Annotated in this window: 14 protein-coding genes and 1 riboswitch; of the genes, 5 read left to right on the plus strand and 9 right to left on the minus strand. The window is 47.1% G+C overall.

The window, feature by feature from the left end:
- The first annotated feature begins 58 nt into the window (after positions 1-58).
- On the plus strand, positions 59-1,132 hold the full coding sequence (locus tag HP567_RS21865; protein ID WP_173608228.1) for a hypothetical protein: 1,074 nt from the start codon (positions 59-61) through the stop codon (positions 1,130-1,132).
- A 13-nt stretch (positions 1,133-1,145) separates the two neighbouring features.
- Here HP567_RS21865 and HP567_RS21870 read toward each other — a convergent pair whose 3' ends face one another.
- Complete coding sequence (locus HP567_RS21870) at positions 1,146-2,402, minus strand: CapA family protein (protein WP_173608229.1); 1,257 nt, start codon at positions 2,400-2,402, stop codon at positions 1,146-1,148.
- A 93-nt stretch (positions 2,403-2,495) separates the two neighbouring features.
- Positions 2,496-3,143: an MBL fold metallo-hydrolase gene (locus HP567_RS21875; protein ID WP_173608230.1), complete on the minus strand. Its 648-nt coding sequence runs from the start codon at positions 3,141-3,143 to the stop codon at positions 2,496-2,498.
- A 63-nt stretch (positions 3,144-3,206) separates the two neighbouring features.
- Here HP567_RS21875 and HP567_RS21880 point away from each other — a divergent pair, with 63 nt between their 5' ends.
- Positions 3,207-3,707 (plus strand): hypothetical protein, encoded by a 501-nt coding sequence (locus HP567_RS21880; protein WP_173608231.1) that lies wholly within the window; start codon positions 3,207-3,209, stop codon positions 3,705-3,707.
- Between the two features lie 51 nt (positions 3,708-3,758).
- Here HP567_RS21880 and HP567_RS21885 read toward each other — a convergent pair whose 3' ends face one another.
- Together HP567_RS21885 and HP567_RS21890 are read right to left on the minus strand one after the other, a co-directional pair.
- Positions 3,759-4,298: a hypothetical protein gene (locus HP567_RS21885; RefSeq protein WP_173608232.1), complete on the minus strand. Its 540-nt coding sequence runs from the start codon at positions 4,296-4,298 to the stop codon at positions 3,759-3,761.
- Between the two features lie 83 nt (positions 4,299-4,381).
- On the minus strand, positions 4,382-4,828 hold the full coding sequence (locus tag HP567_RS21890; protein ID WP_173608386.1) for a hypothetical protein: 447 nt from the start codon (positions 4,826-4,828) through the stop codon (positions 4,382-4,384).
- A 139-nt stretch (positions 4,829-4,967) separates the two neighbouring features.
- On the opposite strand from HP567_RS21890, the gene HP567_RS21895 reads away from it, so the two are divergent.
- Complete coding sequence (locus HP567_RS21895; protein WP_173608233.1) at positions 4,968-5,444, plus strand: DinB family protein; 477 nt, start codon at positions 4,968-4,970, stop codon at positions 5,442-5,444.
- 333 nt (positions 5,445-5,777) lie between these two features.
- Here the strand turns inward: HP567_RS21895 and HP567_RS21900 are convergent, their stop codons facing one another.
- Positions 5,778-7,112, minus strand: coding sequence for a PhoH family protein (locus HP567_RS21900; protein WP_173608234.1), 1,335 nt, complete (start codon positions 7,110-7,112; stop codon positions 5,778-5,780).
- 203 nt (positions 7,113-7,315) lie between these two features.
- Between HP567_RS21900 and HP567_RS21905 the strand changes: the two genes are divergently transcribed.
- Complete coding sequence (locus HP567_RS21905; protein ID WP_173608235.1) at positions 7,316-7,921, plus strand: YhcN/YlaJ family sporulation lipoprotein; 606 nt, start codon at positions 7,316-7,318, stop codon at positions 7,919-7,921.
- Positions 7,922-7,943: 22 nt separating this feature from the next.
- On the opposite strand, the gene HP567_RS21910 is transcribed toward HP567_RS21905, so the two are convergent.
- The 3 genes from HP567_RS21910 to HP567_RS21920 form a co-directional block, all read right to left on the minus strand.
- Complete coding sequence (locus HP567_RS21910) at positions 7,944-9,131, minus strand: trans-sulfuration enzyme family protein (RefSeq protein ID WP_173608236.1); 1,188 nt, start codon at positions 9,129-9,131, stop codon at positions 7,944-7,946.
- On the minus strand, positions 9,128-10,291 hold the full coding sequence (locus tag HP567_RS21915; protein WP_173608237.1) for an aminotransferase class I/II-fold pyridoxal phosphate-dependent enzyme: 1,164 nt from the start codon (positions 10,289-10,291) through the stop codon (positions 9,128-9,130). Before HP567_RS21915 ends, HP567_RS21910 begins: the two co-directional genes overlap by 4 nt.
- 94 nt (positions 10,292-10,385) lie before the next feature.
- Positions 10,386-10,505: riboswitch (SAM riboswitch) on the minus strand.
- A 74-nt stretch (positions 10,506-10,579) separates the two neighbouring features.
- Positions 10,580-11,038 (minus strand): pyridoxamine 5'-phosphate oxidase family protein, encoded by a 459-nt coding sequence (locus tag HP567_RS21920; RefSeq protein WP_007723265.1) that lies wholly within the window; start codon positions 11,036-11,038, stop codon positions 10,580-10,582.
- A gap of 138 nt (positions 11,039-11,176) precedes the next feature.
- Here HP567_RS21920 and HP567_RS21925 point away from each other — a divergent pair, with 138 nt between their 5' ends.
- Positions 11,177-11,518: a DUF5665 domain-containing protein gene (locus HP567_RS21925; RefSeq protein WP_007723262.1), complete on the plus strand. Its 342-nt coding sequence runs from the start codon at positions 11,177-11,179 to the stop codon at positions 11,516-11,518.
- 9 nt (positions 11,519-11,527) lie between these two features.
- Here HP567_RS21925 and HP567_RS21930 read toward each other — a convergent pair whose 3' ends face one another.
- Positions 11,528-12,910 carry a hypothetical protein gene (locus HP567_RS21930; RefSeq protein WP_173608238.1) on the minus strand — a complete coding sequence of 461 codons (1,383 nt, stop codon included), beginning with the start codon at positions 12,908-12,910 and terminating at the stop codon, positions 11,528-11,530.
- Positions 12,911-12,932: the final 22 nt, after the last annotated feature.

The following is a 12,932-nucleotide window of genomic DNA, read 5'->3' on the forward strand; positions in this document are numbered from 1 at the left end:
AGGCTATAATACGAAAAGAAGCATACAATATGGAAAGGCAAAAGCAAAAGGTGAAATCATGCGCAAATTTCTTCTCGTCTTGTTCCTGTTTGTATGTCCACTAACGGTATTCGCACAGGAAGAGCCCGCTACCCCTTTGGAGCAGCTTATCCTGCAGCAGCATTTTACACAAAAAGAGCTGGAGCGAACCCTCACCTTACTAAAGGAAGAAGAGACGCGGACATACGGGGAAATCGCTCAAATGGATCTCGACTTGCAACGGCAAAAGCTAGTGATGGAAGCCACACAACGTCGTGCCGGCGAAGTAGCGCGTGCCTATTACATGGGCGAGCGTACTAATCTTCTGACGTTACTATTAAATGCGGAAAATTTCAATCAGTTCTTATTGATGTACGACTTCTACGAGATCTTGTACGAGCGTGACATGTCTCGACTAGAGTCCTATCATACTGAGCGCACCAAGCTCACCGCGATGCAAACCGACAAAAAGAATCGATTGGAACAACTTCAGACGCTACGAAAAAAATACGAGCTTCAATTGTCAGAGATGCTCGCCGTTGCCGCTGAAAAAGAAAAGAATGTACAAAAGCTGGATGACCCGACCGTTGTGGAATCCATGATGAATCACTTGATTTTAGACTGGGAAAAACGTGGTTTGCCCGCATTCCAGACCTTCTTCGGAATGCTCGCGCAGGTCATGGTTCAGGTTCCCGAGTTGGCGACGCCCGATCGAATTCAGTCAGAAGGTCTTCTTAAGCATACGCTAACCATTAACCAGACTGACTTCAACAATTTTTTGATAGAGAAAGATGCGTTGTTTAAACAATCGCATTTCTCCTTTGAGGATAACAAGCTGACCGTAGAAGGCACGTATGATCAGATGGAGCTCAAGCTCGTTGGTAACTATGAGCTCGTCTCTCCTACCCATCTCAAATTCCACATTACCGAGCTGTACTTTGACGGCTTTGCCTTGCCTCAATCGACCGTAGAGGAAATGGAGGAAGCGTACGATCTAGGATTTTATCCGGAGCTGATCTCCCCCAATATCCAAGTGCAGGGCATCACGCTGATGGACGAAGAATTAAAACTCCAGCTACAATTCAATCTTCCCTTTGGATTCGGAAAGAAGTAAAGCCAGCTATTCATTAGCTGGCTTTTTTCTTGGAAACAACCTTATTGACATGAGCCGGCATTTCCTTCTGCAATTGTGTCATGTACTGGATCGCTTCTTTCGTCAGCGTCGGGTATTTCTGCCCCTGCTTCAGCTTCTCCAATGTTTCTGACACCGGGTAAATGACGTAGTTGCGCTTGTTATTTTTCCGATAAAAATGAACGTAGGTCGGAATCATTTCAGCACTTTCGATGCTTGCCTCTCCTGACTCATTCTTGTACAGCACAAGCTTCAGGATTGCCCCAACATCCTTGTAGTCCCATCGCTGCGCAGAGATGAAATTGCCTAAAGAATAGGTGATCAGTCCTTTGTGTTGACTTCCATCTTCGAGGGTAACCGTCTTCCATTCGTAAGGTTGTACCACATGTGGATGCGCGCCCAGTATGATATCCGCTCCAAATGTCAGAGCTTGCTCGGCGGTCTTGATTTGTTCAGGACTGGGCATTCGCTGATACTCATTTCCGAAATGAAGCGCCACTGCAACCAGATCGGCTCCTTTTTCTCTTGCCCGTGCGATGTCTTTCTTCATCAGCCCAGGCGAAATGAGATTGATCAGATACGGCTTGCCCTCTGGAATCGCGATTCCATTCGTTCCGTACGTATACGATAGCAAGGCTAGCGTGAATCCGTCCTTGGTCAACAGCAAGGGCTCATCTCGATCCTCAGGATTTGCAAACGTTCCCGTGTGCGGTAGACCGGCTTCATCGAGATATTTGATGGTTTGCAGAACTCCTTGTTCTTTGCGGTCCATCGAATGGTTATTCGCTGTTGTTACCGCAGTAAATCCAATTTCCTTCAACGCATGTGCAAGGGACTCAGGAGAATTAAACATCGGATATCCTGAGTATTTGGCCTCGCTACCACTCATCGTTGTCTCAAGATTGCCGATGACCCAGTCTGCCTCGCGGAACATCGGGATGACATTCGGGAAAAAACGTTTAAAATCATAGCTTTTCGTCGCTGGGTCCCAAACGGCATCCAACTGCTCCTGATGCATCATGATATCCCCAACGGCGAGAAGGGAGATACGCTGTTCCGGAAATCTTGACGGCAAAGTCGTAGGTTGTGTCTCCTGATGATTGGGCGCTGTCTGCTGTGGTGTTTCGGGATCGGGCACTTTCACGTCGGGAGCTTGGTTTGTCTTATCTGCTTGGGCGATGGGTGCCGCACACCCAACCAGACTCGTGCAGGCAATAACGAGAAGGAGTGCCCATTTCCATGTTCGCTTCATAATAAATAGCTCCTTTGGTAAATGGTGACCCCTTCCTTTTCTCCACCACCTGACAAAATCCTCTCCCAACCTTTATAAAGAATGATGAAGTGACTAACGCAGCATGCCTGTGACAAACGGATTGTACGTTTTCTCGTAGTCGATCGTCGTCTTCGGACCATGTCCAGGATATACAATTGTCTCATCATCGAGCTCAAACAGTTTGTCCTGAATGCTGATCATCAGTGTCTCATAATCTCCTCCGAACAGATCCGTACGCCCGATGCTCTGGTTAAACAGAACGTCGCCACCGAAGCAGTGCTGGCCAATTACGAATGAACAACTGCCTGGTGAATGCCCTGGCGTATGCAACACCTGAATATGAAAACCTGCCAGTTCCAGAGTTTGACCATCTGCCAATTCGTTCTCAGCCCGCTCACAAACGATGAGTTCGGGCAGATTCCAGCGTCGAGATCCGTTGAGATCAGGATTGGTGAGCCATTCCTGCTCCAATGGATGAATGTAAACCGGTGCTTTTGTCAATTCTCTTACTTGGTTGAGACCACCAATATGATCCAAGTGGGCATGCGTCAAAAGAATAGCAACGACGTTTTTATTAGCAAGAGCGCGGAGCAACTGATCTGGCTCCATGCCCGGGTCAATCACAATGGTCTGGTTGGTAACGGTGTTTGTCACCACATAGGCATTGGTTTGAAATGCTCCCAACGCATAAGATTCAATGGCAAGATTTTGATTTGTCATAGGAAACCTCCTTGATTTTTTGATACGATAGAAAAAACACGATTGCAAACATGGGGGTATGACATGCGCCATATGTACGGAATTGAACTGAATGTACCAGCCGGGAAGCTCCCTGGCTTCTATGCTCAAGTCATACATAAAATCGGAGATCATGTCAATGTCTTTGATCGGGACAAACTGCTTTTTATTGTAGAGAACCAAGCCGAACAGGAGAAGCTAGAGACCATTTTGGAGAAAGCCAACATGTTAGGCGATGCCTTTTCTCTATTGCTGCTCCCGTCAACAACCACCATCGATCAACTCGATGATATCGGTTTTGTCTCCCAAAATGAACATTTGTATGTATATGCAGATCAAGTTGCCATCGTAACGCCCGAGGCCCCATCCCAAACTGAAGATCAGTGGGCTGCCATGGAGCAACTCCGTGAGCATGTTCTAGGCGTGATACCTGAAAGTACACAACAACCCGAAGCCTACCTGATTGATCAAAGCTTGATTCCACTCGCAGAGGGAATCGCAAAGGCTTATCAAGTGAAGCTCGTTTGGCTCCATCCGACCAAATGAATCCTTTCCATGAAAAAAGGGAGTCCCTGATAGCGAACTCCCTTCTCCTTATTACGATGATTTACGATCAAATCGGAACCACGCCACCTGATTGTCCACAAGACCAAAATTGGCGGTGTATTTGCTGCCTTCATACACCACTTCTTGTTCGCCTTTTCCTTTGCCGTACAGCTTCTCTAGCTGCCCAGCACTGTCAAACATCGTGAGTCCTCGATATGTTTTGAATTTTTGCGCGTCCTCACGGGGAACTCCACCCAGCATAATCGATGTCAATTCACCTTTGTGGACTTTGATCATCATCTGGCTTTGATCAACCAGCAGCATTCCCATTACTGCATCTCCCGCACCCTGCGCCATTTGCTCTACCGTATAGCTTTGTCTTGTCACCATATCCATAAAATCAGCTTTTGTTGGCTTCAACATATCCATTGCTTCTTTTATGTTCTGCCCGATAAAAATGCCGTTTACTCCGTATTCCTTTGGATTTTCGGGGTCAAATGCAGCAGTTGGTTCCGACTGGGCCGAACATGCCACCAAGACAACTACTGTCAACACCCAAAACGCAGTCATTCGCAAGCATTTCCACATCATTCACTTGTGCCCACCTTTGCTACCGCTCTTTTGGTTATCTTAGCGTATCCGGCAAGCATCGGGCAACTATAGGAAGACGAGCTTTATTCTCGTGTTCCGCTGACTTTGCGGCGCGGTCGATTAGGAGGCAAATTGCTGTCCACTGATTGTTTGAAGCTCTCTAATATTTTGAGGAGTGATGCGAAAAAAGGCGAGCCAAACACCGCAACAATTCCCCACATCCATGTTCCTAACTGCCACGAATCTTTTACATAAGCGGATTCAGCACCCGTTAAAATAAGTGCCGGGTCCAGACCAAGCATGCCAAAAATGACACCAGCAGCCAATACGGAAATAAGCAGATTGAAAAAGCGCTTGTAGTGCATCAATCGAGCAGCATGATACTGATCCTCCCAGCAATTTTCTTTCGCCTCATAGTCCGTCGCCAAAAAGGGAATGACTGATTTAAAAGCTTCCGTAACTCCTGCTGCCGCGCTGGATACCGCTGTGATATAAATCAAAAAAGAAATAGATGAATCCAACGTAACCATCATGCTTCCCTCCTTTGTACATATGTATGGAGTTGGAGGGACAACTTGCAAATTTTTTTGCAGTTTGTATATTTCCCCTTTGTTGTTTATGCGGTAAGATGTGAAGTGCATGTAAATATGAGGAAGGGCAGGGATTGCTATGCAGGACTTTTCTTTTGTATGGAATCAGTACGACTTGATTCGCGGAATGTTTTTGGCGAGATTGACGGAAATAACCGAGGAAGAAGCAGATGTGGTTCCAGTTGGCTTTAAAAACAACATTCGCTGGAATATTGGCCATATTCTTCTGACACAAGATTACTTGCTCTTCGGACCAGAAGGAATGAAATGTCCTCCGCATTACGCAGCCATGTTCGCTCCAGGAACCAAACCTGCTGATTGGCAAAAAGAAGCACCTTCCCTCGAAACCTTAGCTGCCGAGCTAAAAGAACAGCATGTGCGTATCAAAGAAGAATTTCACTCCCGCTTGAATGATCCATTGCCAAAACCGTTTGAGCTAGGAGACAAAGGCACTATGCATACTTATGGGGAAATGATGGTCTTCACTCTTTTCCATGAAGGAATGCACATCGGATGTATTTCGTCATTGCGAAAAGCAATCGCGGCTGCTAAATAAGGAAAATCAGACAAAAACGCGGGATCGTTTATCCGCGTTTTTCTTTTGCCTGCCAAATCCTCAAAAATGAAAACCGCTCCAATGAGGAGCGGTCCTTGTCGAGCCCGAATTGCTTATGGGGTTCTACCGGTTATTCTCTTTGGCTCTTCAACCTCCGTCGTAGAGAAAAGTAGCTAAAGGAATCGGTGTATCTCCATACGACTTTCGTCGATTGCTTGATCATGATTATCCACGGATCTTCGCCTCCTGCAAGGCATTTCGCCGTTTACTCACATGAATCAACGGGCTCGACAAAAATAGTATGACCTCTTCGTAGTTTTTCATACATCCTCTTTACAATAAATCTGCCGCCAGCTGTGCGAGCACACTCCGTTCGCCTTTTTCCAACTGAATATGTCCAGCCAGCTTTTGGTCTTTAAATACTTCGACCACGTAGGTTAAACCGTTGTTGCTCTCATCCAGATACGGATGATCAATCTGCTCAGGATCACCCATTAACACAATTTTCGAGCCGTCCCCCACCCTCGTCAGGATCGTCTTCACTTCATGCTTTGTCAAGTTCTGGGCTTCGTCAATGATAATAAATTGTTCAGGGATGGAGCGCCCGCGAATATACGTCAAAGCTTCCACCTGCAAACTTCCCATGCCTGCCAAAATTTTATCCAAATCACCTGGGCGTTTTGTGTTGAATAAATATTCCAAATTATCATAAATCGGTTGCATCCACGGCCGAAGCTTTTCTTCTTTTTCGCCGGGCAAATAACCGATGTCTTTTCCAAGCGGAACGATAGGTCTTGCTACTAACAGTTTTTTGTATTTTTGCTGGTCCTCAATTTGCAGCAGGCCCGCTGCTAATGCCAGCAAGGTTTTTCCTGTACCGGCCTTACCGGTCATGGTTACTAAAGGGATATCATCTCGTAGCAGCAATTCGGTTGCCATCCGTTGCTGCACGTTGCGGGCTCGGATGCCCCAAATCGGATCATCATCTGAGATAAGCATTTCTAACATTTTTCCGTCCGGGTCGACTTTTCCAATCGCTGAAATAGATGGGTTACATTCGTCCTTCAGCACTAAAAATTGATGAGGATAAAAGCGATAGCGCGGAAAACAGGAGGCCAGCTGCAGTTTTCTTGTCGCATAGTAAGTCTTGATGATGTCGGATGCTACCATCATCTTCTGATACCCCGGGTAAATACTGGAGAACTCTCCCACAACTCGATCCGAAAGAAAATCTTCTGCGGAAATATTCAATGCATCAGCCTTGACTCTCATGAGAGCATCCTTACTTACCAAAATGACTGGTCTTGGCTGTGGTTTTCCATTTTCCTCCTCTTGTAAGTTTAGTGCAACCGCCAAAATGCGGTTGTCATTACTCATTTCCGTGAATTGTTTTTGAAGGCGGTGGAAAGAGGAATGATTCAGTTCCACCCGAAACAACCCACCCGTTTCAAGGGTAATGCCAGTGTGCAATTGCCCCAGCTCACGAAAACTGTCAAAGAGCCGAGATACGTACCGAGCATTGCGGCCAATTTCATCCATGTACCGCTTTTTGGAATCGATTTCTTCCAATACGACAGCTGGTATGACGATTTCGTTGTCAGCGAAGGAAAACATCGCCCTTGGATCTTGCAGGAGTACGTTGGTGTCCAGTACGTAGATTTTCTTCAAAATCTCGCCTCCTATTACCCTTCTTATATACCCTATGCAATTTTTGGAGGGATGCTCAAGTGCGGCGACGTGATGTACTACAGTCTATGTTCAGGTAGACAGAGATAGACGACCCAGTGCCAGAATGAAAATGGGCAGCCCAGAACAAAATACTTGTAACCCTGCCCTCCTCATGAAAGGAAGGCAATACTGGGAAAGGGAGAATGCCTGTGAAACGGATCATGATCTACTGCCTCGGTTTTAGCTTGTTGCTTACAGCATGTATGTCAGGCAATAAACCCCCGGCGAATCAGGCTGCACAACAGCCGAAGCATGCCAATCATACTCAGCGCGTTCAGCAAACAGCTCCTGAGCCTGCTTATAATCAATCTTCCCAAGCCACCGCTGATCGCCTCGCCCAACTGGCAACACGTGTGAAAAGGGTACACAGTGCCACTGCTGTGGTATTGGGCAAATATGCGGTAGTCGGTATTACAGTGGACCCGAATCTGGATCGCCCAGAAGTTGGCGTCATAAAGTATACGGTTGCGGAAGCTCTGAAAGAAGACCCCCAAGGAGCGAATGCTGTCGTAACTGCAGACCCTGCTATCGTACAACGGTTACGGGAAATGAGAGATGATATTCGTCGCGGCCATCCTGTTGCCGGAATTACGGAAGAGTTGGCGGACATCGTAGGTCGGATCATTCCCCAGTTGCCGCGCAGTGTGCAGCCTCGCGAAGAAACCCCTTCTCAAGTAAAAGAAAAACGCATGCACAAAGAACCGCAGGGACAAAACAAAATCAACGCAAATCGTACAGGATCACCATAAAAGAAAAGAGGTATCCCCGGATTTAAGCCCGGGAGAATACCTCTTTTTCTTTATGGACTGGTGTTTCAGACGGCAAATGATCCAGTGCTTGCTTCAAATCTGCCACCAAGTCATTGAAATCCTCTAAACCAGCTGACAATCTGATCAAACCATCTGTGATTCCCCTTGCAGCTCTTTCTTCAGCAGGCATCGCTGCATGTGACATCGTAGCTGGATAGGAAAGAATTGTTTCCACTGCCCCGAGACTGACAGCCACAATCGGCAATTTTACGCGATCAAACAACGCTTTTGCTCGCTCGCGGCTCCCTACATCAAAGGAAAGAACAGCCCCATGCCCAGTCGCTTGTTGTGTTTGAATCAGGTGCCCGGGGTGATCCGTCAGTCCCGTATAGTAGACTCGGCTTACTTGTGGATGCGTAGACAACCAGTCAGCCAAGCTCGCGGCTGTCTTCGCGCTCACATCCAGTCGGGCTTTCAATGTTTTCAGCCCACGCATCACGAGCCAGCAGTCCTGCACACCCAAAATCGCTCCCATGCCATTCTGGATAAAGTAGAGCTGCTCCCCTAACGAAGCGTCTCTGGTCACGGCCAGACCTGCCACCACATCGCTATGCCCACCGATAAACTTCGTTGCACTATGAATGACCACATCTGCGCCAAGTTCTAATGGGCGCTGGTAATACGGGGTAAGGAACGTATTATCGACAATGACGAGCACGCCGTGCTCCTTCGCGATTCGAGAAACTGCTGCAATATCTGTCACCTTTAAGGTAGGATTGGAAGGAGTCTCCAGGTAAACCCCTTTTGTTATCGGTGTAATGGCTGCGCGAACGGCTTCAGTATCTGTTGCATCCACGAATGTAACGGAGATGCCCATTCTCGACAAAACTTTGGTCAAAAACCGAAACGTGCCACCGTATACATCCTCCGCCACTACAACATGGTCTCCTGCTGAAAACAGCATGAAAACGCTGGAAATGGCAGCCATGCCAGATGAGAACGCGAAACCTCGTGCGCCTCCCTCCAGAGACGCAATGGCTTCCTCCAAAGCCTGCCTGGTCGGATTGCCAGATCTGGCGTAATCAAAAGTACCTGGCTGATCGATATCAGTCTGATGAAATGTGGAAGCTTGATAAATCGGAACCGACGACGCACCTGTGAACGGGTCAATGCAAGTGGAACCGTGGAGGATCTTGGTTGCAAAATTCATCGTACACTCCCCCCTACGACCAAACTAGCATTCAAGGCCTGAAACAAATCGGCTATGACATCATCTGGATGCTCGATGCCAACCGACAGTCGCAATAATCGATCACAAACACCGACATGCTCTCTGACTTCTTGCGGGATATCCGCGTGAGTCTGCGTCGCCGGATACGTACACAATGACTCGACACCACCCAGGCTTTCGGCAAAGGACACGATTTGCAGATTTTGCAGGAACAATCCCACCTGCTCTGCATCGCGTACGCGGAACGATACCATCCCACTATGCCCGGTCGCTTGATTCACCTGGATCTCATGCCCGGGATGCTCTGGTAGACCTGGATAAAATACCTCCGCTACTGCCGGATGCTCACGCAGTTTTTCCGCTACAATCAACGCGTTGGATTGATGACGCTCCATCCGCAATGCCAATGTCTTCATCCCGCGAATGAGAAGCCAGCAATCCTGCGGTCCAAGTACAGCACCGATTGAATTGTGCAAAAACCGGATTTTTTCCGACAACTCTTCTCCTTTTGTTACGATGAGTCCAGCCAGTACATCGTTATGTCCTGCCAAATACTTGGTTGCACTATGTAAAACGATATCTGCACCAAGCTCTAGTGGGCGTTGACAATAGGGGGTTAAAAATGTGTTGTCTACAATCGTCAGGAGCCCGTGCTGTTTCGCCAATTGCGTTACTGCTCGAATGTCGGTAATCTGCATGAGCGGATTGGTTGGTGTCTCGACGAAGATGGCCTTTGTCTCTGGGCGAATCGCATTTTTGAGTGCATCAATGTCACGCAAATCCACGTACGAAAATGTCAGACCGTAACGAGAGAGCACTTGCTCGAACAATCGATAGGTTCCCCCGTAAAGATCGAGTGAAACGATCAGATGATCCCCCTGGGAAAACAAGCCCATGACGGTGTGAACAGCAGCCATACCAGAGGCGCAAGCGAATCCTGCATCTCCTGATTCCGCTTCAGCGATGGTTTCCTCCAAAATAGTGCGAGTAGGATTAGCTGTGCGCGTATAATCATATCCAGTGCTCTGGCCCAAGGCAGGATGACGATAAGCCGTTGCATAGTAAACAGGAAAACTCACCGCCCCTGTTTTTTCGTCTCTGCCTACTCCCGCCTGAATCAACTTTGTTTCCAATTTCATGTCTGTTTCTCTCCCTCCAATAGTGTACGAGGGCATCAAAAAAGCCCCCTTTCCTCTGAAAGAAGGCTTTGTTTACGTCACCGTAAGCAAATCCTTCTCATCTTTCAGAGTTTGATAACTCTGCAGGAATTAGCACCATTATCTCCCTGTTAAAATACAGGTGATTGGTTGCCGGGCATCATCGGGCCAGTCCCTCCGCCGCTCTGGATAAGAAGATTGCTATTCAATTCGATTGACCCTAATAGTAAAGGATCGGCAGGATTCTTGTCAACAATTTATTTCCACCCGTTAATTTGCATCTTTCAAGGCGGTCATAACTTGATTGTCCAGCTTCGCTGCTGCGTTTTTGTCATACGTTTTTTCATATTGTGGTTCTACGGAAATACGGGAACCGTAAAACATAATATCACGAACAGCCTCAATTTTGATCTCTGCCATGGCCAGCTTGAGCGGAACTCCTTCCAAGCGGTCTGTTTTAACGACAGCACGACCATTAATGGCAAAAGACGAGCCGGCACCGATCAAATGCAGGACAACCTGCGGTTCCTTCGCAATATTAGCCAAAATACGGGAGCGATTATCCACGGCAAAACGAATCGTATCGGCGCTGACAGCATACGTCCAGGACAAGGAGCTGAGCGATGGTGCCCCTGACTCATGGTCTACTGTGCCCAAAGTAACAAAGCGCTCCTTTTGCAAGAGCTTGAATAAATCTTCGGAAAGAGATTGGGAAACAGTTTCAGCCATTTCAAAGCCTCCTAACAAACGTTTTGTACGTTCATTTTACCCTTCGCACAGCTGATAGGCAAACGTTTCCTCTCCACCTTGATTCTGGTTGTCTTTTTCCCTAGACTGGTAGGTAACGATACCGAATAGTGAAAGGGGATGGACAGCTTGTCGCCTACAGACCGCCTCATGCAGCAAATTGATCAAGTTCTTGAAGAGCTTCAGGAAGTTCGGAAGGTAAATGAGCGGATGCACAAAATTGCGATGTTCCTGGAAGATATCCGACTAGCAGATGTAATCCAAAATTACACAGCCCCGCGCAAGCTGCTCTGGATCAATTTCCTCGCAGGTCTTGCCCGGGGTCTGGGATTGACGATTGGTACTGCTATCGTTTTGGCTTTCCTCGGCTCCCTCTTGACGCAATTTCTTTCGATCCCCATTCTGGGTGATTACATCAGACAATTGGTGGAGTACGTCGAGACTTACAAGCAGCGGCCTTAATGATAGAGACTAGTCTCTGTCCTCGTCATGATCGTCATCATCGTGATCGTCATTCCATTCCTTACCGTGCTTTTTCCAATAACCATACGCGTTGCCGTTGGGATGCTTATCTTTCTGCTTCCCTTTTTCTTTTTTCTTTTTGTCATCATCATCGTTTTCATCGTCGTCTGTTGGCTTCACAGGCTCGACAATGACTTTTGTGCTTAATGCAACGTCAGCTTTCTTAACCAGCTTATCGTCTTCATACAGTGCGAATTGAATGGATTTGGCGCTAAAGGAACGATTCTTGTAAGACAAGGTCAAAGAAAACTCACCTTTGTCATTCGGTTCAATCTCTTTTTTCTGACCGTCTGGAGCGATCACAAACAGCTCAGTATCGTCCTTTTTGTTCCAGCCGCTTACTGTCCCTTTCACCTGAATGGACTTGGCGGCAGGATTGTTTACAGCAGTCGCCTTGATCGCATATTCGGTCGCTTGATCCTTATCAGGGGCGTTAACAATTTCTACCTGAACGGATTCGGAATCAACCTTCTTGCCATCCTCATAAACCTCGATCAAGGCTTTTTGATCTTTTGCTGCTTGTACATCCTTTACTGAAACCGTAAAGCTGCTTACGCCATCCCACAGCTTCTTCACGTTTGCGTCTTTTTTCACGCCATTATAGGTGACAGTTACTTTGTCTGCCCCCTGCTTGACAATTCCTTTTACTTTTAGTTCTTTTTTCTTCGCATCCAATACAGTCATGGTATGGATGATCATTTCCTTATCTTCTTCTGCTTTTGGAACGATTTTTACCTCTTCGCTATCGACCAGCTTGCTGCCTGCATAGGCACTCACGGTTACATACGGTTCATACGATGCATCCGGAGCTTCAAAGCTGACTGTAAAAGAGTGATCGTTGGTCGGAACGACTTCAATGATGTCAGAATTCGGCTTTTTCACAACAACCTTGGTGACATCCGAAGTCACAATCCCCTTTATGTACACCTTGTTATTTTCAGTCTTGGCATTTACGCTCACGATTTCTTCAGCATTCTCTGTCAGGCGCACTTCCAACCAGATATCGCTGTAGTACTCGTTGTAGATACGCTCCCACTCTGCTTTGTTTTCTTCCATATACGTTTGGAGCTTCGTATTCAAGTTAATCTCATCTACAATAATGTACAAGTGATCTGCCTGATTCTTCAAGAGCATGTTCAGTGTCGTTGGATCATTTTGGGCAAGTTCCTTAAGATTGTAGCGCGTGACTTGCTTCCCCTCGTCATTCATGACTACCTTTGTGGCACTTGGACTAGCAATCGAGCTTGCATTGGCAAAAATTGGCGTCAAACAGCCAAGAATACCTGCCGCTGTCACCACTGCTAATACGGGCTTGGTCATGTACTTTTTCAATGGTAGTTCCCCCTTCTCGTCT

The sequence above is a fragment of the Brevibacillus sp. M2.1A genome, from assembly GCF_013284355.2.
Lineage (GTDB): Bacteria > Bacillota > Bacilli > Brevibacillales > Brevibacillaceae > Brevibacillus.

Bases quoted from the DNA above. Each gene is read 5' to 3' on its own strand.
- HP567_RS21925 (WP_007723262.1), top strand. From the start codon at position 11,177: ATGGACAGCTTGTCGCCTACAGACCGCCTCATGCAGCAAATTGATCAA.
- HP567_RS21880 (WP_173608231.1), top strand. From the start codon at position 3,207: ATGCGCCATATGTACGGAATTGAACTGAATGTACCAGCCGGGAAGCTC.
- HP567_RS21890 (WP_173608386.1), bottom strand. From the start codon at position 4,828: ATGGTTACGTTGGATTCATCTATTTCTTTTTTGATTTATATCACAGCG.
- HP567_RS21905 (WP_173608235.1), top strand. From the start codon at position 7,316: ATGCCTGTGAAACGGATCATGATCTACTGCCTCGGTTTTAGCTTGTTG.
- HP567_RS21895 (WP_173608233.1), top strand. From the start codon at position 4,968: ATGCAGGACTTTTCTTTTGTATGGAATCAGTACGACTTGATTCGCGGA.
- HP567_RS21885 (WP_173608232.1), bottom strand. From the start codon at position 4,298: ATGATGTGGAAATGCTTGCGAATGACTGCGTTTTGGGTGTTGACAGTA.
- HP567_RS21910 (WP_173608236.1), bottom strand. From the start codon at position 9,131: ATGAATTTTGCAACCAAGATCCTCCACGGTTCCACTTGCATTGACCCG.
- HP567_RS21920 (WP_007723265.1), bottom strand. From the start codon at position 11,038: ATGGCTGAAACTGTTTCCCAATCTCTTTCCGAAGATTTATTCAAGCTC.
- HP567_RS21915 (WP_173608237.1), bottom strand. From the start codon at position 10,291: ATGAAATTGGAAACAAAGTTGATTCAGGCGGGAGTAGGCAGAGACGAA.
- HP567_RS21870 (WP_173608229.1), bottom strand. From the start codon at position 2,402: ATGAAGCGAACATGGAAATGGGCACTCCTTCTCGTTATTGCCTGCACG.
- HP567_RS21865 (WP_173608228.1), top strand. From the start codon at position 59: ATGCGCAAATTTCTTCTCGTCTTGTTCCTGTTTGTATGTCCACTAACG.
- HP567_RS21875 (WP_173608230.1), bottom strand. From the start codon at position 3,143: ATGACAAATCAAAATCTTGCCATTGAATCTTATGCGTTGGGAGCATTT.